Annotated in this window: 19 protein-coding genes; 10 read left to right on the plus strand and 9 right to left on the minus strand. The window is 63.4% G+C overall.

What is annotated here, in order from left to right:
* Positions 1 to 119: 119 nt before the first annotated feature.
* The 7 genes from L867_RS0106020 to L867_RS0106050 form a co-directional block, all read right to left on the minus strand.
* Entirely contained in the window at positions 120 to 455 is a 336-nt protein-coding gene (locus tag L867_RS0106020; RefSeq protein WP_146086588.1) for a hypothetical protein, read from the minus strand.
* Positions 439 to 1,512, minus strand: coding sequence for a hypothetical protein (locus tag L867_RS0106025; protein WP_028736041.1), 1,074 nt, complete (start codon positions 1,510 to 1,512; stop codon positions 439 to 441). Before L867_RS0106025 ends, L867_RS0106020 begins: the two co-directional genes overlap by 17 nt.
* A gap of 3 nt (positions 1,513 to 1,515) precedes the next feature.
* Positions 1,516 to 1,920 (minus strand): DUF4383 domain-containing protein, encoded by a 405-nt coding sequence (locus L867_RS0106030; protein ID WP_028736042.1) that lies wholly within the window; start codon positions 1,918 to 1,920, stop codon positions 1,516 to 1,518.
* Positions 1,921 to 1,935: 15 nt separating this feature from the next.
* The gene (locus L867_RS0106035; RefSeq protein WP_028736043.1) at positions 1,936 to 3,429 is read right to left on the minus strand and encodes an FAD-binding oxidoreductase; all 1,494 of its coding nucleotides are present in this window, start codon (positions 3,427 to 3,429) and stop codon (positions 1,936 to 1,938) included.
* 154 nt (positions 3,430 to 3,583) lie between these two features.
* Positions 3,584 to 4,912, minus strand: coding sequence for a L,D-transpeptidase family protein (locus tag L867_RS0106040; protein WP_028736044.1), 1,329 nt, complete (start codon positions 4,910 to 4,912; stop codon positions 3,584 to 3,586).
* A 369-nt stretch (positions 4,913 to 5,281) separates the two neighbouring features.
* Positions 5,282 to 5,791 (minus strand): transcriptional regulator LdtR, encoded by a 510-nt coding sequence (gene ldtR, locus L867_RS0106045; protein ID WP_028736045.1) that lies wholly within the window; start codon positions 5,789 to 5,791, stop codon positions 5,282 to 5,284.
* 129 nt (positions 5,792 to 5,920) lie between these two features.
* Complete coding sequence (locus L867_RS0106050) at positions 5,921 to 6,358, minus strand: DUF6163 family protein (protein WP_028736046.1); 438 nt, start codon at positions 6,356 to 6,358, stop codon at positions 5,921 to 5,923.
* Positions 6,359 to 6,490: 132 nt separating this feature from the next.
* Between L867_RS0106050 and hemB the strand changes: the two genes are divergently transcribed.
* From hemB to L867_RS0106075, 5 genes are all read left to right on the plus strand, one after another.
* On the plus strand, positions 6,491 to 7,504 hold the full coding sequence (hemB, locus tag L867_RS0106055; RefSeq protein ID WP_028736047.1) for a porphobilinogen synthase: 1,014 nt from the start codon (positions 6,491 to 6,493) through the stop codon (positions 7,502 to 7,504).
* 8 nt (positions 7,505 to 7,512) lie between these two features.
* Positions 7,513 to 7,905: a hypothetical protein gene (locus L867_RS0106060; protein ID WP_028736048.1), complete on the plus strand. Its 393-nt coding sequence runs from the start codon at positions 7,513 to 7,515 to the stop codon at positions 7,903 to 7,905.
* Between the two features lie 72 nt (positions 7,906 to 7,977).
* The gene (locus L867_RS0106065) at positions 7,978 to 8,436 is read left to right on the plus strand and encodes an RDD family protein (RefSeq protein ID WP_028736049.1); all 459 of its coding nucleotides are present in this window, start codon (positions 7,978 to 7,980) and stop codon (positions 8,434 to 8,436) included.
* Between the two features lie 136 nt (positions 8,437 to 8,572).
* Positions 8,573 to 9,352 carry an arginyltransferase gene (locus L867_RS0106070; protein ID WP_028736050.1) on the plus strand — a complete coding sequence of 260 codons (780 nt, stop codon included), beginning with the start codon at positions 8,573 to 8,575 and terminating at the stop codon, positions 9,350 to 9,352.
* A complete protein-coding gene (locus tag L867_RS0106075; protein WP_028736051.1) occupies positions 9,349 to 10,254 on the plus strand; it encodes a DMT family transporter in 906 nt (301 codons plus the stop codon). Before L867_RS0106070 ends, L867_RS0106075 begins: the two co-directional genes overlap by 4 nt.
* Here the strand turns inward: L867_RS0106075 and L867_RS0106080 are convergent.
* Entirely contained in the window at positions 10,244 to 11,344 is a 1,101-nt protein-coding gene (locus L867_RS0106080; protein ID WP_232363896.1) for an Acg family FMN-binding oxidoreductase, read from the minus strand. The two genes, L867_RS0106075 and L867_RS0106080, sit on opposite strands and share 11 nt — an antisense overlap.
* A 157-nt stretch (positions 11,345 to 11,501) precedes the next feature.
* Here L867_RS0106080 and L867_RS0106085 point away from each other — a divergent pair, with 157 nt between their 5' ends.
* Both L867_RS0106085 and L867_RS0106090 read left to right on the plus strand, forming a co-directional pair.
* Positions 11,502 to 11,723 carry an AbrB/MazE/SpoVT family DNA-binding domain-containing protein gene (locus L867_RS0106085; RefSeq protein ID WP_028736053.1) on the plus strand — a complete coding sequence of 74 codons (222 nt, stop codon included), beginning with the start codon at positions 11,502 to 11,504 and terminating at the stop codon, positions 11,721 to 11,723.
* Positions 11,720 to 12,109 (plus strand): type II toxin-antitoxin system death-on-curing family toxin, encoded by a 390-nt coding sequence (locus tag L867_RS0106090; RefSeq protein WP_028736054.1) that lies wholly within the window; start codon positions 11,720 to 11,722, stop codon positions 12,107 to 12,109. The genes L867_RS0106085 and L867_RS0106090 overlap by 4 nt, the downstream gene beginning before the upstream one ends.
* A gap of 11 nt (positions 12,110 to 12,120) precedes the next feature.
* On the opposite strand, the gene parC is transcribed toward L867_RS0106090, so the two are convergent.
* The gene (gene parC, locus L867_RS0106095; RefSeq protein ID WP_028736055.1) at positions 12,121 to 14,397 is read right to left on the minus strand and encodes a DNA topoisomerase IV subunit A; all 2,277 of its coding nucleotides are present in this window, start codon (positions 14,395 to 14,397) and stop codon (positions 12,121 to 12,123) included.
* Between the two features lie 206 nt (positions 14,398 to 14,603).
* Here parC and L867_RS0106100 point away from each other — a divergent pair, with 206 nt between their 5' ends.
* From L867_RS0106100 to L867_RS0106110, 3 genes are all read left to right on the plus strand, one after another.
* A complete protein-coding gene (locus L867_RS0106100) occupies positions 14,604 to 15,806 on the plus strand; it encodes a hypothetical protein (RefSeq protein WP_028736056.1) in 1,203 nt (400 codons plus the stop codon).
* Positions 15,807 to 15,964: 158 nt separating this feature from the next.
* Positions 15,965 to 17,380 carry a cytochrome P450 gene (locus L867_RS0106105; protein WP_028736057.1) on the plus strand — a complete coding sequence of 472 codons (1,416 nt, stop codon included), beginning with the start codon at positions 15,965 to 15,967 and terminating at the stop codon, positions 17,378 to 17,380.
* A gap of 6 nt (positions 17,381 to 17,386) precedes the next feature.
* Positions 17,387 to 18,394 carry a lysophospholipid acyltransferase family protein gene (locus L867_RS0106110; protein WP_028736058.1) on the plus strand — a complete coding sequence of 336 codons (1,008 nt, stop codon included), beginning with the start codon at positions 17,387 to 17,389 and terminating at the stop codon, positions 18,392 to 18,394.
* Positions 18,395 to 18,403: the final 9 nt, after the last annotated feature.

An 18,403-nucleotide genomic window follows, 5' to 3' on the forward strand; every position in this document is an offset into this window, starting at 1 on the left:
GGTTGATGCAAAGGGGTCTTAGCGTTCCGTTTCGGCAAGGGCAATACGGGACGCGACATTTGCGCATCAAAGAGCGATGGGCGGTCGAAAGGCCGCGGATTGCTGTTTTGACCGACGGCTCAGCGACCCAGATCAAGGCACCCGTTGCGCAGCGCCGGCAGCACCAGCCAGGCACCGGAGGCATAAAGACTGCGCACGAAATGCGGCGCCTCGCCCGTCACGATCACGCGGCGCGGACCGCCGCCAAGCATGCCGGCGCCTTCTGGCAGACCCGAGGCCGCCGTCGGACCGATGACGATGACCGCCGGCACCAGCGGCCCGGCCAGCGCGGTGACGACAGCCATGGCGACAATCCAGCCGGCCAAAAGGGCAACCAGCACAGCGAGGCTGCGGGCAAGCCGAGGGCCGAAGGCACGGTCCCTCGAGCCTGCGCCGGCCTCAATAGTCATAGACATGTTCGAGCGTCGCCTGCCCGGCCTTCACTTCGGCAAACAGCGCCGCCAGATCGGCAACCTTCACCTTCAACAACAAGCGGTCGCCGGCAAAACCATCGCGGTGGATGCGCGAAATCACCTCGGCCCTGTCGAAGACCGGCTTGGCGTCGGCGCTCTCGGTTACCACCGACACCATGATATCGTCATTGCCGGCGATCTCGCTGACCATGCCGCCGCGATCGACGATCTGCCGCAGGATGTCGGTGAAGGCCCGGTACCGCGGCGTCTCGATGACCAGATAGGCCGGCGTTTCCTGGATGATCGTCACATCGGGGATCGCCGAGAGCTCGGTCACCGGCAGCCCCCTGACGACCGAGCGAATCGTCAGCTTCGCCTCGCCGGTTGCCATCACGGCCTGCGCGATCGCGCTGGCATAGGCGACCTTCGCCTTCCATTCACCGCCCAGCGCCAGCCGGCGCTCCCAGCCGCGCAGGCTGTCGGCCGGCTCGGCCCAGAGCCCGTCGATGGCGCTCTGGAAATCGTACTTGTACCACGGCGTCTGATGCAGGAAGCGGCCATAGTCTTCCGCCATGCGCGCCGCATAAAGATCCTGCGGCGTCTTGTCCGGGCCGCGGAGCAGCGCGAAGAGATGGCCGAACGTTTCCTCATAGGCCGCCTTCATCGCCATTTCGAGCGTGAAGCTGACGCCGATCACATGGATCGTGCTGCGGGTCGCCCCATCCGCTCCGCCATGACGGCCGGCTTGCTGATTGAGCGCGCAGAACGACGACCAGAAGCTGGTGACGCTGCGCAGATAACCGAAGGCATGCTCGTCATCGGTCGCAAGCACATGGGCAAGCCCTTCATAGGCATAGACGATATGCCATTCGGGATAGGTCAGGTAACTGTTGGCCTCGGCGCGCTGAAACTCCGGCTCGGTGATCAGCGGCCGGAAACTCTGCTCCTCGGGATTGGCCTTGCAGAAGGTCTCGACATAGCCGACCGGCAGCAGGAGAAGCACGATGCCGAGCACCGCCAGGCCCACCAGCCATTTCAAGGCGCGCAAGAAAAACTTCATGCGTCAGGCCTCCCGGCGAAACAGATAGGCCGACAGCACGGCCCCGCCGCCCAGCGCGATATGCGGCAGGTTGGCGAGTATCTTGAAGCCGAAAGGCAGATCCTGGATGCCGTAGTTGAGAATCCCAAGATCGAGATACCCTGATCCGGTCGCCAGCCCCAGCAACCCGTCACCGAGATAGAGAACGCCGAAGTAAAGCAGGAAGCTGCGTGCTGCCCGGCTGGAGAGATAGGCGGCAATGCCCGCCCAGAGGGCCGAGACCAGATGCAGCAGATCATCGAAGATATCGAGCGCGAAAATGCCGAAGGCGCGGCCCTCGGCATCCGTCAGGCCGGGTATGTAATTGAGGCTGGCCGCCACCAGCAGGGCAACCATATAGAATAGAGCAATCCAGCGCAGCTTGGTCATCGTCTTCTCCCGGCCTCACAGGGCCGCAATATAGTTGTCCCAGAGCCCGTTGCGAAACAGCAGATCGGGATCGAGCCGACGTTTTGCCGCGGCAAATTCCGCCGTCCGGCCGTAGCCGCGCACGAACTGATCCGGTCGCGCATGCGGACGATAGGGCAGATAGTAGGTCCCGCCGATTTCCAACACCCGTTCGATCAGCGCTGAGGTCATGCGCGCCATGTCGCCTTCGCCACGCACCGTCATTTCCTGCGAAAACAGCATGACGGCCGCGATCCGCGGCTCGGTCGCGTAAGCCAGCACACTATCACGATCGGTATCGACGAAACGCAGGGTGACGTTCAGGAGTTCCTGGTAGGATGACGGGATGATGTCCCGGCAGGCCGTCACGAAATCGGCAAAACGATCCGGTGAGACGAAATATTCATGCAGGATATCGGTGCGCGTCGGATCGCCATCATCCAGCGTCACCGCCGGCTCGTTCATCAGGCTGTTGCGGGTGGCAAGGCCCGAGGCCATGCTCGGGCCGATGGTGGTTTCCATCGCCCAGCGCAGGGTCTTGACGCGGTCCGATTGAAGCTGCGCCCGAAAGATCTTTGCCGCGACATGGCTGACGATGCCCGAACCGCTGGCGGCCGGCAGCTGCGACTGGTCGGCGGTCGGCCGATAGGTGATCAGCAGCGCCTCGTCGAAGAAGGAGCCGATCGTCACGTCCAGCCGGCCATAGGCCATCTCGATGGTCGGATCGGATTTCAGCACCTCGACAAACCGCTTGCCGAACTGGTCGCCCGGCAAACGCTCGAAGGTCGGCTCCAGATTGCGGTTCGCCACGATCTCCATTTCAAGCTCGACGATGGCACCGATGAGACCGTAGCCGCCCATGGCAAGATTGAACAGTTCGGTATTTTCCGTGCGCGAGCAGGTCACCAGTTCGCCGGAGGCCAGCATCAGCAGGATGGAGCGCACCGTGCTGCCAAAGGCGCTCCACGGCACCGGCCAGCCATGGGCGTTGACCGAAAAGGTGCTGGCCACGCCGAAATCATTGTTGGACTGCATGACTTTTGGCGAGAAGCCGATGGCGTCGAGCCTTGCGATCACTTCGCTCCAGCGCATGCCGGCCGAAACGCGGCAGGTCCTGTTTTGCGTGTCGGCCTCCAGCCAGCCCTTGTCGAGCGTGACGACAGAGCCGTTCGCCACGAGACTCTGGCCGCCCATGGAGTGGCGGGCGGCGCTGACGACAACCGGTCGGCCGGCGCTGCGTGCCTGCGCAAGCTCGGCCTGCAGGCTCGTGACCAGTGCCTCGCGCTGATCGTTCGACAGGGTGAAGTGCGCTGCCACCCGCGTCGGGCTCAACAGGCTGGCATCGTTGAGAATATCGCCCTCACCCGCCATCGGTTCGGCTGGAAAGACGGAGCCTTCCGGTCGGTCGTCCCGCATCACGGTGCGGGTCAAAAGGCCACCGGCCAATGCTCCCGCCCCGATCAGCACAGTCCTGCGCGCAATTGGCCCCACCGGCATGTCCCCCGCTTGATCAACTCGTCCCGCAGCCTGAACTGCCGCGGCACTATCTGCCTTGTATGAAGTTCGTTCAACGGCAGCAAGCCGGCACAAAAAAGCCGCGCTCTTTGCGGAGCGCGGCCGTTGTCTCAAAAAACGTTAAAAGCGATTATTGCGGCAGGATGTCGTCGTCGACCGAACCGCCGACCTGCTCGACACCGATATTGGTCTGCAGAGCAAGCTGCGCATTGCCATCCAGCTCGTAAATGTCGTCGCGGAACTGGACAATGTTGTCCTTTGCCGACCAGGCCGAGATATAGACCCAGTGCACGCCGACTTCGTCGCCCAGCGGGATCGGCGTGTTGACGCGGGTGGCGATGACGCGCTCGATTTCCTGGCGGGTCCAGCCGGGCGTGTTCTTCAAGAGCCAGACGACCAGGTCGCGGACGTTCTGGACGCGGACGCAGCCCGAGGATTCGAAGCGCATCAGCTTGTTGAACAGGCCCTGCGTCGGGGTGTCGTGCATGTAGACGCCATCCGGGCTCGGGAAGTTGATCTTCGTCGAGGACATGGCGTTGATCTTGCCCGGGTCCTGGCGGAACATGAGGTTCGGTGCCTTGGGGGCGAACCAGTCGATGGTTTCCGGTGCGACTTCCTGGCCGTTGCCGTCGATCAGGCGGATGCTGTTGCGCTTCAGATAGGTCGGGTCCTTCTGCATCATCGGCACGATGTCTTTTTCAACGATCGAGCGCGGCGACGTCCAGTAGGGGTTGAGGATGACGTCACTGACCTTGGAATCGAGCGTCGGCGACGGACGGCTGATGCGGCCGACGATCGCGGTGTTGCGCAGAGCGACGCGATCGCCCTCGACGGCTTCGACATAGGCCGCCGGAATGTTGACGACGATGTAGCGATTTTCGAGCGGCTTGCTCATCATCGCCTGCAGGCGCTGCTGGTTGACGTTGAGCTGCATCAGGCGGGTGTCGGCCGATACGTTCAGCGCCTTCAGGGTGAATTCGCCCAGAACGCCGTCTTCCGGCAGGCCGTGACGGGCCTGGAAGCGCTTCACCGCGCCGTCGACGTAGGAGTCGAACGAGCTTGACATGCCGGCCGAGCGCGGCAGATCGCCCGAGATCATCAGGCGCTGGCGCAGCTGCTGCACGGACGGATCATTGACGCCGATCTTCAGCTTGACCGATGGGTTGACCTGCGGCCAGCCGCCGTTCGCCACGATCGTCTGGTAGTCGGTGATCGCCTGCTGGATGTAGATGAAGTTGTTGGGGCTCAGCATCGGTGTGTTGGAGGTCACGCCAGCGACGGTGCGCGACGCCTTGGCGTCGAACTGATCATCCCAGTTGCCGCGCTTCGGTGCCGCGATCAGCTCGTCGATGGCTGTCTGGGCGGCTGCCTGGCCGGCGATGGCGGCGGCGCCGGCGACTGCGGCCCCCTGAAGAAGGGCGCGGCGCGACAAGGCAACGTTTCCGGACTTTTTCGACATTTTTCCTACCGTTTTCCAAATTGAACGACTCATACCATCCCTTACGGCGGCATGGTTAACAAATGGACGATGAACGCCCCTCGCCGTGTCAAACAGCGGGCTTCAGCCACGACACAATTGCAGCTTTTGCATGCATGGCGGGTCCCATATCAATATGGCCAATTCGTGGCTCGGGGCATTGTGTGCGATTCACGAACACGTCATCGCACCGGTCGCGGCGCGTGCCGGATCGACTGTAACACCAGTCCATCACGCTTCGGCAGCGTGCACAACGCGAGCGGGCGCCATGGTGGGCAATTCTGCCACCTGGCGCCATCTCGTGCCGCGGTATGACTGGAGGAAATACAGCAGAAGCAGGTCTCTCGTGGATTAGAGACGGTACATGATGCTGTCGTTCCAGAAGCGGTCCAGCCGCTGCAGCAGCTTGTTCATCTGGGTGAATTCGTCGGAACCGATGCCGCCGACCTTCTGGATCGAACCAATGTGGCGTTCGTAAAGCTTGGCCACGGTTTCGGCCACTTCCTGACCGGCTTCCGTCAGGCTGATACGGACCGAGCGGCGGTCGATGCGCGAACGCTGGTGGTTGATGAAGCCCAGATCGACGAGCTTCTTGACGTTGTAGGAGACGTTCGAGCCGAGATAGTAGCCGCGCGAGCGCAGTTCGCCGGCGGTCAGTTCCGAATTGCCGATGTTGAAGAGGAGAAGAGCCTGGACGGCGTTGACGTCGCTGCGACCCTGGCGGTCGAACTCATCCTTGATCACGTCAAGAAGACGGCGATGGAGACGTTCAACGAGGTGCAGGGATTCGAGATAGAGATTCCGGATCGCGTCTTCCTGGGGATCGAGCGTTGCCGGCTGCGGCTTCATCTTGGTGTTCATGTCGGTCTGCCTCACTGTTTGGGTGGCGGCTGTTGTTTTCTCCCGCCTTAGTGAGGACCATATCCAATGCGCATAAAATTCTATTTAAAACGCAGGCTTAACAGAGGCTTACCAAAGCCGCTCCTGCGATCAGGGTAAATCAACCCTTATCTCTTCGCCCTTGTGGCGCATTTCGAGCCAGAGCGCCAAGCGGAACACCAGATAAACGAAGGCGACAAGAGCGTGCATGGCGATCGCAAGCTTGTTGTAGCCGAAGATGCCCGACCACAACCAGTACATCAGGATCTGCCCCCCTGCCCCCAGCGCCCAGATGACCGGCCCCCAGGACACCGCCATCCACAGCCCGAGCGCGGCGACGGGGAAGATCACCGCCAGACTGGTGCCCGCCACTTTCCAGGGCAGGTCCAGCAGGTCGAACCGCGCCCGGCCACCCAGCGAATAACCGACCAGCATGGCCCAGTATTGAAGCGCGAACCAAAGGCACGCCACCGCGACCATTCGCAGGAAGACCACGAACAGGATTTCGGTGAGGCTGCGTCTGGGTGTGCTGGGAGAATCAGGTTCCATGGCGCAAGGATACGCCGAAGGCACCTGCCGCCGCCAGCTACCGCCGCGACCAAGCGTCGTCTTCCGCTTTGGCAATCCCTGCCGTAAGTGCTATCCAGCCGCTACCCACGAGACAAGGACGAGGACTTCGCCATGCAGGACAAGACACATCTGGTCGACGACATCACCGGTCACCGCCGGATGCGCCGCAACCGCAAGGCCGACTGGACCCGCCGTCTCGTGCTGGAAAACCGCCTGACGGTCGACGATCTCATCTGGCCGATCTTCATCATTCCCGGAGAGGGCATCGTCGAGCCGATCGCCGCCATGCCGGGCGTGAACCGCATGACGATCGACAAGGCCGTCGAAGCCGCGAAGGAAGCGGCAGATCTCGGCATCCCGGCGCTGGCCACCTTTCCCAATGTCGAGATGAACCTGCGCGACGAAACGGGTTCGCAGATCCTCGAAGCCAACAACCTGATCAACCGTGCGACCGCCGCCATCAAGAAGGCCGTGCCGAACATCGGCGTCATCACCGATGTGGCGCTCGATCCGTTCACCAGCCACGGCCATGACGGCATCCTGCGCGGCAACGAGATCGTCAATGACGAGACCGTTGACCAGATCGTCCGCGCCGCCGTGCTGCAGGCCGATGCCGGCTCCGACATCATCGCGCCCTCCGACATGATGGACGGCCGGATCGGCGCCATCCGTCGCGGCCTCGACGCCGCCGGCCACCAGTCGGTCGGCATCATGTCCTATGCCACCAAGTTCGCCTCCTGCTACTACGGCCCCTATCGCGAGGCGATCTCGACCGGGGGGCTGCTGAAGGGCAACAAGAAGAGCTACTACATCGACCCGGCCAACGGCACCGAGGCGATGCGCGACGCGGCCCTCGACGTCGAGGAAGGTGCCGACATGCTGATGGTCAAGCCCGGCCTGCCCTATCTCGACATCTGCTGGAGGATGAAGGAAGCCTTCGGCCTTCCGGTCTTCGCCTATCAGGTCTCGGGCGAATATGCGCAGATCAAGGCTGCTGCCGCCAATGGCTGGATCGACGGCGAGCGCGCCATGCTGGAAACCCTGCTCTGCTTCAAGCGCGCCGGCTGTGACGGCATCCTCACCTATTTTGCGGTGGATGTGGCCAAACATCTGGCGAAATCATGAAGGGCCCCATGACGCTGTCGCGCTTCGAGGTGGTGGCCACCGCCGCGGCTTTGGTCTGCGGCCTGCTCGGCGCGCTTTGGCTCGCAGTTCCGCAGGTGCCGCTTGTCATCTTCCAGATCGACGCCGGCGGCGGCACCCTGCTGGTCGGGCAAAGGGGCGGCGCACTGTTTGCCGGCCTTGCCGTGGTTTTCGCAGGTTCACGCAGGGCCCCGCCAAGCGCCTCCCGGCACGCGCTGGCGAAAGGCTTCATGGTGTCATGCGTGCTGCTCGCAGCGCTCGGCATGGTCGGCTTCGCGCGCGGGCAAAGTGGCTACGGGATCTGGTTGGCGATCGTCACGGAGATCGCTTTCGCGGTCGGTTTCGCCTTGACGCTCAGGGAAGCCGGCGGCGAGCGGACCTGAGAAGTGCGCGGAAGGGGGCATTGCATTTGCCCGCCCGCCACCCATATCAGGAACATCAGGAAAGGATGACCCATGGCCCTCGACCCGAATCCGATCTACGCCGCACCGGACGATTGGCGCGCCTATAGCGGCGTGCTGTCGCGCCGCGTCTTCGCCTTTCTCATCGACTATCTGATCGTCGCCGCACTCTGGGTGCCGGCTGCCGTGCTGGTCTTCTTCCTCGGCGTGCTGACGCTCGGCCTCGGCTTCCTGCTCTATCCGATCCTGTTCTTCGTCGTCGCCGGCCTCTATTTCGGCCTGTCGCTCGCCGGGCCTTCGCAGGCGACGCCGGGCATGCGGGCCGTGGGGATTGCCATGGTACGACTCGACGGGCAGCGCATCGATTTCGTCACCGCGATCGCCCATCTGGCACTGTTCTGGATCCTCAACTCGGTGCTGACGCCGCTCATCCTTCTGGCCGGCCTGTTCACCGAACGCTCGCGCCTAGTGCACGATCTGCTGCTCGGTACGGCGACGATCCGAACCGCGTGAGGAGCCCGCGGCGGGTAATGCCCGCCGCTCTTGCCAAGCACGGCGCGTATCGTTTTGTGACGGAGTGTTGACGTTTTGCAATCTTGCGCCATGCTAATGGGCGTATTCATGGCGAGAGGCTCCTGACCGGCGAACAATGAACACCCAGGCATCTCCTTCCCCGCAGTTCTACCTCACGGCGCCCGCGCCGTGCCCCTACTTGGCGGGCGAGATGGAGCGCAAGGTCTTCACCCACCTGATCGGACCGCGCGCCACGGAGATGAACGACCTCTTGACGCAGGGCGGGTTCCGCCGCTCGCAGAACATCGCCTACCGGCCGGCCTGCGAGGGTTGCCGTGCCTGCGTATCGGTCCGCATCCTGGTGGACGAATTCGAGCCGGGCCGCGCCTTCAAGCGGGTGCAGGCGGCGAACAAGGACGTCGTCTCGACCGTCTTCCCAGCCCAGCCCTCAACCGAACAGTTCTCGCTTTTCCGCACCTATCTCGACGACCGCCACCAGCAAGGTGGCATGTCCGACATGTCGGCGCTCGACTATGCCATCATGGTCGAGGACACCCATGTCCAGACGCGCCTCATCGAATACCGGCTCCGCAGCCCGGGCGACGGCCTCAGCCTGCAGCCCAAGGGCGAGCTGGTCGCCGTGGCGCTCTCCGACCTGATGAGCGATGGCCTGTCGATGGTCTATTCCTTCTTCAATCCGGCGATGGTCAAGCGCTCGCTCGGCACGATGATGGTGCTGGACCACGTCAAGCGCGCCAAGGCGCTCGGACTGCCGCATGTCTATCTCGGCTACTGGGTCAAGGGCTCGCACAAGATGGACTACAAGACCCGCTTCCAGCCGCAGGAGCACTTGACCAATCAGGGATGGGAACGATACCAGCCGAACGATGTCGATGACCGTTCGGACCTAGAATGACACCAGACCATCATGCCGTGCGCCGCACCGGCCTTCTCGTCGCCACGGCCGGTGGCCTCTTCCTGTCCTTCGACATTCCCCTTGTGCGGCTGACCGAGGGCAGCCTCTGGCCGGTCCTTGCGCTCCGCAGCCTGTCCACACTCGTCGTGGCCCTTCTGGCCATGGCGGTCATCCGCTTCGTCCTCGGGAGGCGCGAAACGTTCGTGCCGGGACGGGCGGGCCTGCTCGCCGGCTTGTTCTACGGCCTCAGCACCATGGCCTTCGTCGCCGCCGTCTATCACACCACGACGGCCAATGTGGTCTTCATCGTCGCCTTCTCGCCGATGTTTGCCGCGCTGCTGTCCTGGCTCTTCATGAAGGAGGTGCCCAGCCGGTCGACGCTGGTCACCATGGGCGCGATGGTCGCGGGCGTCGTGCTGATCGTCGGCGACGGCCTCGCCGCCGGCCATTTTTTCGGCGATCTCCTCGCCCTCACCGCAGCCGTCCTGATCGCAGCCGGCCTGACCACGGCCCGCGCCTCCGGGCAACCAATGGGTTTCGTGCCGCTGCTCGCCTCGGCCATCCCTGCGGCCATCAGCCTGTTCTTCGCCTGGCCAGAAGGCTTTGCCATGCAGTCTCCCGGCTGGGCACTGCTCGACGGGCTGGTGATGATGCCGCTCGCCTTCTGGCTTCTGGCGACCGCTCCGCGCTTCCTGCCGGCCGCCGAAGTCGGCATGTTCTACCTGCTGGAGACGGTTCTTGCGCCCGTCTGGATGTGGATGATCTTCCGCGAGGTGCCGTCGACGGCGACCCTGCTCGGCGGGACCGTGATCGTCGGCGCATTGCTCGCCCACTCTGTTGCGGGTCTGCACGCCCGCCAGAGCAGAGGCGCCGCCACGCCAGGTCCGGGCGTCACGCCATGAGCACCGCGTCCACGGGACGGCGCGGCGAATAGGGCATGGCCGGCGCGTGGCCGAAGCGCAGGACGATATCGGGCCTGCGCCCGCCAAAACCCGCCAATGCGGCCATATCATCGCGCAATGCCGGGACTTCTACGGGCTGGTTGACGAAGGCGGTCTTCAAGCCCAGCGCCGTGGCGGTCAGGCAGAAACGCTGACACGCACGCCCCACGGCAATCCAGCCTGCCGGCCCTTCGTCCCTCGCTGAGAAAACAGCGATACCGGCAGAGCTATCCATGTGACGCGCATATTTGTCCGCTTCGCTCTTCGGCTTGAACGCCAGGTCGAAGGCGATGGGTCCCAGCCAATCCGGCAAGGGCGGATTGCCGCTTGCCGGCGCATAAAGCCCGTCCCCGCTTTTCATTGCTGCCGATGGACTGAAACGCAGCCAGTCCTTCAGTTCCCGTATGAAGGCGGGGTCGGCCATCTGGAAATCATTGCCGGCAATGACGAGGTCGCGCACTTGATCGATGGTCGACCGATCGGTGATGAGCGCGATGTCGACACCTTCGACCGCCGCCCCGTTTGACAGCCGTTCGAGTTGGTCGGCGGATACCGGTTTTCCATCATAAAGACTGCGGGTGGACTGGCGCAGCGGAATGGCTTGAAACAGTTCTGCGACCATCGTGTCTGCCGTTTCGGCCTGCGACGAGAAGGTGAAGATGGCACCGCCCTCGCCCATGTCCGTCACTTCGCCCGGCCGCCCCGTGGCCCCTGCCGCGATTGCCAGATTCTCAACCGCGCAGCCGAGGCTCACATACAGGTGATGGTCATCCGGATCGACGACCGGCGTGCGCCGCGAGAGATCGGGCGTCACGGCGATGGCCTGCGCGCTTTGGCGAAACAGCCAGGGCTGGGTGTTGTGCCCGCTCGCGGCGAGCGTCGCATAGCGGATCAGGTCGCGGGACCCGCTGGATGGGTTCAGGGGTTCCCGCAGATGCACGGCAAAAGCGGTGTAGCGATCCGCCGCCAGTCTGGTGGACAGCATCACACCGGCCCCGCCAAGGGCCAGAACCGCCGCCCCGCCTGCCAGTGTCCCGCGTCGTGTCAGCATTGGCTTTCTCCTGCATTTATGAGTGGCAGCTTAGGCCTGCCGGAGCGCGCCGCCTTGACGACGATCAATCGCAGAGGTCAGCATCCAGGGCCCGGGTCGATCTTTACCGGCTCATGACCTCATGTTATAACGCCGTTGCAACACAGGGACCATTTCCATGAACGTCATCATCCGCAAGATCGGCAATTCCGAAGGCATCATCATCCCCAAGGAAATCCTCGATCGCCTGGGCTTGAAAGCGGGGGACAAACTGGACGTCGAGGAGACCGATGGCGGCATTCGCTTGACGCCTGAGCCCGCAGATCTGGCCGAACAGATGGAGGCAGCGCGCGAAGGCATGAAGAAATACCGGATCGCTCTGCGTGAATTGGCCAAATGAGCGGACCTGAGTGGCTTTCCCGTGAAGCCGTGAAAGCCATCCACCGCGAACAACTCGCGGGGCATGGAGGATTGCCCGGCCTCAAGGATGAATACGCGCTCGAAGCCGCTCTTGCGCGGCCCCTTCACAAGGCAGCCGATGGAGAAAGCGATGTTCTGGCGTTGGCAGCCGCTTATCTCTACGGCATCGTCAGGAACCACCCCTTTTCCGACGGCAACAAGCGAACCGGTTTCCTGGCGGCTTTCACGTTCCTCTACATCAATGGCTTACTGATCGACGCGGACCAAGCGTCGGTGGTGGCCTTCGTCCTCGCCGTCGCGGCAGGCGAGATCGATGAGGAAGGCGCGACGCGCTTCCTCAGGGATCACACCGTTCCGCTGTCCTGATCCGGTAGAACTCAGCCGGAGAACTTGCCGCTGCGCGGGAAACCCTTGGGCACCGTCCGTCCGGCGGCTGCGCGGTCACTCAGCCACTCGATCAGTTCGTCCTTGTTCTTGGTGAAGACGCGGGCCGCGCTGTCTTCCCAGGTCAGGCCGTCGGCCATGGCGAAGCACTTGATGTCGGCAATGCCGCCATCCTTGTAGCGCTGCAAGCGAACGCCCTTGCCGCGGGTCATTTCGGGAACCTGCTCCAGCGGGAAAACCACCATCTTGCGGTTCTCGCCGACCACGGCGACGTGGTCGCCGGTCACCGGAACGACGAGCTTCGTCTCGTCCGGCATGCCGACATTCATCACCTGTTTGCCCTTGCGGGTATTGGCGACGATCTCGTTTTCGGCGACGATGAAGCCATTGCCGGCCGTCGAGGCGATCAGCAGCTTGCGGCTCGGAACATGGACGAAGGCGGTCAGCACGTCCTGGTCGTTTTCCATGTCGACCATGATGCGCAGGGGCTCGCCATGGCCGCGCCCGCCCGGCAGCTTGTCGCCGCCCAGCGTATAGACCTTGCCTCCCGTGGTGATGAGCAGGATCTTGTCGGTCGTCTGGGCCGGGAAGGCCACGCGAAGCGCGTCGCCTTCCTTGAAGGTCAGCGTCGACGTATCGGAAATGTGGCCCTTGAGTGCACGAATCCAGCCCTTTTCGGAGATGACGACGGTGATCGGTTCCTTTTCGATCATCGCCTGCTGGATCGCCTCGATATCGGCCTCCGGCGCATTGGAGAAGGTGGTCCGGCGGCGGCCGAGTTCGGTCGCCTTGGCGTACTTCTTCTTGACCTCGCCGATCTCCCAGGCAACCGTCTGCCACTGCTTGTCGTCGGAGGCGAGCAGCGACTCGATCTCCGCCTTTTCCGCCGACAGGGCCTCATGCTCCTTGCGGATCTCGAACTCTTCGAGCTTGCGCAAGTTCCTGAGCCGCATGTTGAGGATGGCTTCGGCCTGGTTGTCGGTCAGCGTGAACCGCTCGATCAGCACGGGTTTCGGCTCGTCCTCCTCGCGGATGATGCGGATCACCTCGTCGAGGTTGAGATAGGCGATGAGCAGGCCGCCAAGGATCTCGAGCCGCCGGTCGATCGCCGCCAGCCGGAACTTCGAGCGACGGACGAGCACGTCCTTGCGATGCGCCAGCCACTCGGACAGCACTTCGTTGAGGGCCATGACCCTCGGCACCTTGCCCTGGCTCAGCACGTTCATGTTGAGCGGGATTCGGCTTTCGAGCTCGGTCAGCTTGAACAGCGATTCCATCAGGATGGTCGGATCGACGGTCCGGCTCTTCGGCACCAGCACGACGCGAACGTCTTCGGCCGATTCGTCGCGGATATCCTCGAGCAACGGCAGACGGCGGGCGATCAGCAGTTCGGCGATCTTCTCGATCAGGCGCGACTTCTGCACCTGGAACGGGATCTGCGTGACGACGATCTGGTAGCCGCCGCGACCGAGATCCTCGGTTTCCCACCTGGCACGGACGCGAAAGCCGCCGCGACCCGTTCGGTAGGTCTCGATCATGCTCTCGCGGCTCTCGACGATGATGCCGCCGGTCGGGAAGTCGGGCCCCTCGATGCCGCCCTTCTGCGGATTGGCCGGATCGGCCAGCAGTTCCTCGACGGTCGCGCCCGGATTCTTGATCAGGTAGAGCGCGGCGTCGCAGATCTCATGCGCATTGTGCGGCGGGATCGAGGTCGCCATGCCGACCGCGATGCCGGAGGCGCCGTTGGCCAGAAGGTTCGGGAAGGCGCCCGGCAGAACCACCGGCTCGTCGTCTTCCTCGTTATAGGTCGGGCGGAAATCGACCGCGTCCTGTTCGATGCCTTCGAGCAGGAGCGCCGCGACATCGGTCATGCGCGCTTCGGTGTAACGATAGGCGGCAGCCGAGTCGCCGTCGATATTGCCGAAATTACCCTGCCCGTCGACCACCGGATAGCGCTGCGAAAAATCCTGCGCGAGGCGCACCAACGCGTCGTAGACCGACTGGTCGCCGTGCGGGTGGAACTTACCGATGACGTCACCGACGATACGGGCGCATTTCTTGAACGCCGAGTTCGGACGGATGCCCATCTCGCTCATGGCGTGGATAATGCGCCGATGCACCGGCTTCAGCCCGTCGCGCACGTCGGGCAGAGCCCGGTGCATGATCGTCGACAGGGCATAGGCGAGATAACGCTCCTCGAGCGCCGCCTTCAGATCGATCGGTTGTATGTGGTCGCCGCCGTCACCGGGCGGAACAAGACTTTTCCCCATGGCCCTCAACTAGACGAGAACACCGCAAACAGCAAGGAATCCCGGCATTCCGGCTGTGGATTACCGGGAGTGTGACAATCGTCACCAAGAGGACGGCGGATCGCCGCCAGCGAATGAAAGCTGTGGAACTTTTCAACCGGCCCCATATAAAGGGAACCAATGATTTTCAGTGGCGAAATCCCCCGATTTCACGAAAGGACCGTTTGATGACCCACTTCCGCACCACCACCAGGCTTCTGATGGCCGGCGCCGCCTTCGCCGTCCTGTCCGGTCAGGCCTTCGCCGCCATCGACGGCCAGGATCTGCTCGCCAAGATCAACGCCGCCTACGCCGCCGGCAGCGGCGTGCTGAAGGCCGAATCGATCGAGGTCAACGGCAATGACGTCGTGCTCAAGGGCACCACCTTCACGGCCACCGGCCCGCAGGAAAAGTCGATCGTGCTGGGCAATCTGACGCTCCAGGACGTGACGGCGGAGGACGGCGGCGCCTACCACATCGACCGCATCGAGTTCCCCGAGGTCAATGTCACCGAGGAGAAGAGCAGCTTCAATATCAAGGATCTCTATCTCGCCGGCGTGCGGGTCCCGGGCAGCACGACGGGCGACGACCTGAACTCGTTGATGATGTATGAGGAAGCCCACAGCGGTCCGATCACCGTGACGAACGACGGCAAGCAGGTCTTCGCAATTTCGGAGGCGAGCGGTTCGGTCTCGCTCGCGGAGGATGAGAGCTCGCTGTCGTTCGAGGGCAGCGTCACCGGCATCAAAGCGGATCTCACCAGCGTCGAGGACGCCAATAGCAAGGACGCGATCGACGGGCTCGGCCTGCAGACGGTCAATGGCGACATCAGCGTCAGCGGCAGTTGGGAACCGGCGTCCGGCACGATCAACCTCGAAGACTATACCTTCGACTTTACGGATGTCGGCAGCCTGTCCATGTCGGTCGCCCTTTCCGGCTACACGATGGATCTGGTCAAGCAGTTTCAGGAAACCGCCCGCACCATGCAGGCCGATCCGAAGAACGAGCAGGCCCAGCAGGCTGCGGGGATCGCCATGTTCGGCCTGATGCAGCAGATGTCTTTCAAGAGCGCGCAGATCAGCTTCGAAGACGCCGGCATCACCCAGCGCGGCCTCGACTATGCCGGCAAGCAGCAGGGGTCGGACGGCGAACAGATGGCGCAGATGGTCAAGGGCATGGTGCCGCTCCTGCTCGCCCAGGCCAAGCTCGGCGCGCTGCAGAACGAAGTCTCCGAAGCCGTCAACGCCTTCATCGACGATCCGAAGAACATCACCGTCACTGCGGAGCCGGAAAAAGAGGTGCCGTTCCCGATGATCATGGGAGCTGCCATGGGCGCGCCGGAAAGCGTGCCGGCCCTGCTCGGCGTCTCCGTCACCGCGAACGACGAATAACGACTTCTGTCGATCGCCAACCGATCTGCGCTCCCGGCCGAACCCGGCCGGGAGCGATAGTATATCCCACGCTTGAGGATTGACCGGCGCGGGACTTCCGCTAAGGCTAGCCTACGGGATCTACCGCCTCTACGGCTCTCTTCTCGGAACGGAACATCATGCTCGGCTGGCTGCAGCGCCCTGTCCACATCTCCGAAAAACTCGAAGGACACGACTTCGAGCCGGCCCATGCCGACTATTACGGCGGCAAGCCCAATCGTCCCCTCAACCTGCTTCTCCAGGCGCGAACAGACTTCCTGTCCGTCTGGCGCGTCGGCGATTTCAAGGAGAAGGTCAGTTCGATCCGGATCCTGGGCCGGCAGATCGTCCTGGTGAACTCGCCCGATCTGATCCGCTACGTGGTCGTCAACCGCCACGAGAACTTCGAGCGCAAGTCCCCGCAGATGCGGCGCGCGCTCGAATATCTGCTGGGCGACGGCCTGTTCATCTCCGACGGAGAAACCTGGAAGCAGCGCCGCTCGCTGGTCAACGACATCGTCCATCGCAACCGTGTGCCCGCCTTCGGCCCGGTGATGGAAAAGACGGCGAGCGAGATGGTCGAGCGCTGGGATTCCATGTCCGACGGCGCCGAGATCAACGTTCTGCACGAAATGGCGGGGCTCACCGCCGAGATCATCTCGCGCAGCGTGTTCGGCAACCAGCTCGGCCGCGAGAGCGCCGATGCCATCACCGACAGCTTCTCGAGCTACCAGTCGCTGATCGATTCGGTGAACCTCGGCTATTTCCTCGGCTTCGACGAGGGCTTGCCGGTGCTGCGCACGCCCTCGCTCCGCCGGTCGGTCAAGCGCATCCATGACCTCATCGACAAGGTGGTCGAGGATCACCTCGCCGGCCTCGGCGACCACAGTTCCATGGTCGAACTGCTGATCCGTCGCCAGAAGCGCAATCCGGAACTCAATCTCGACGTCGTGGCACTGCGCAACGAGGCGGCGACCATTTTCATGGCTGGCCACGAGACGACAGCCGCTACCCTCACCTGGGCCTGGTACCTGCTGTCGCAGGCGACCTGGGTCGAGAAGGAAATGCATGACGAGATCGCCCGCGTCTGCGGCGACCGCGTGCCGACGATCGACGACGTGCCCAAGCTCGACTGGTGTCGCGCAGTGATCAACGAGACGCTCAGGCTCTATCCGCCGGTGCCGATCCTCGCCCGCCAGACCAAGGAGAAGGACCGGATCGGCAATATCGACGTGGAGCCCGCCTCCCTGGTCCTGATCGTGCCGTGGCTGCTGCACCGCACGCCGAGCCTGTTCGAGCAGCCGCACCACTTCAAGCCGGAGCGCTTTCTCGGCGACAACCGGCCGAAGCCCTACAGCTACATTCCCTTTGCCAGCGGACCGCGCGTCTGCCCCGGCCAGCATTTCGGCGAGACGGAGGCGATCCTGTGCCTCGCCATCCTAGCGCAGAAATTCAGCCTGCGGCTTCGCGAAGGCCACAAGGTCGAGCCGCTTTGCCGCCTGACGCTGCGTCCCAAGGGCGGGCTGCCGGTGACGCTTCACCGACGGGAGGCATGAGAGCCGATGGCTGACGACAAGACCCCTCCCAAGGCCGGCATCGCCAAGCGCAAGGCCTGGCGTTTTCGCCCGCCGGAAGCACCCGGGTTTGCCGATTTCTTGGCAGGCGGCGACAAGCGGAAGGCCTTCATCCGCTACTGGATCAGCGACAATCTCTGGAACGGCCTGCATCTCATCGGCCATTTCGGCCTGAAGATCCTGCCGATGGATGCCTGCTCGAAATTCGGCGCGCGGCTTGGAATCTATGCCATCCCGCGCTTTCACAAGGTCGCGGAAAAGCGGGCGCGGGCCAATATCGCCCAGCTGTGCCCGCACCTGAGCCCGGCCGAACAGGAAGCCCTCTTCCGCGAGAATTGCCGTACCCAGGGACGCCTGATGACCGAGTTCTCGGTGATCAACCGGCTGAACCGGCATCCCGAGCGGATCGGCATCCACAATATCGAATGGGTCATCGATGCCGCCAAGCGCGGCCCGGTGATCTTCGTCGGAATGCATCTCGGCAACTGGGAAATAGGCCCCATCATCCTGCACCGTGTCGGGCTCGTGCCCTACATCAACTACACGCCGCCACCGGGACGGGCCAAGGCCTGGATCGCCGACCGCGTCCGGCGCAAGAACGGACTGAACTTCCTGCCGCCGGGCCTTGAAGGAATCCGGCCCGCCGTACGCGTGCTGAAGAAGGGTGGCATCGTCTCGGCCTTCTGCGACGAAGGCGTGAACGGCAAGATCCGCGGCCCGCTGTTCGGCCGCAAGCCGCATCTCGAAGGCAACCTGGCGATGACCATCCGGCTTGCCCGGATGACCGGGGCGACGCTCTGCCCGTGGTACAATCTGCGCGCAGACGGCTTCCGCTTCGAAGCCTATGCGCTGCCGCCGATCGTCCTGCCGCCGGAGACGAAATCCGGCGAGCGCCTGCTCGACGATATCCAGCTTCTCAACGATGCGATCGAACCGGTGATCCGCGAGCATCTGGACCAGTGGTTCTTCCTCGACAATGCCTTGCCGAAGGCCTGATCGATCGGC

This window comes from Paenirhizobium selenitireducens ATCC BAA-1503, assembly GCF_000518785.1.
In the GTDB taxonomy this organism is placed as follows: Bacteria; Pseudomonadota; Alphaproteobacteria; order Rhizobiales; family Rhizobiaceae; genus Allorhizobium; species Allorhizobium selenitireducens.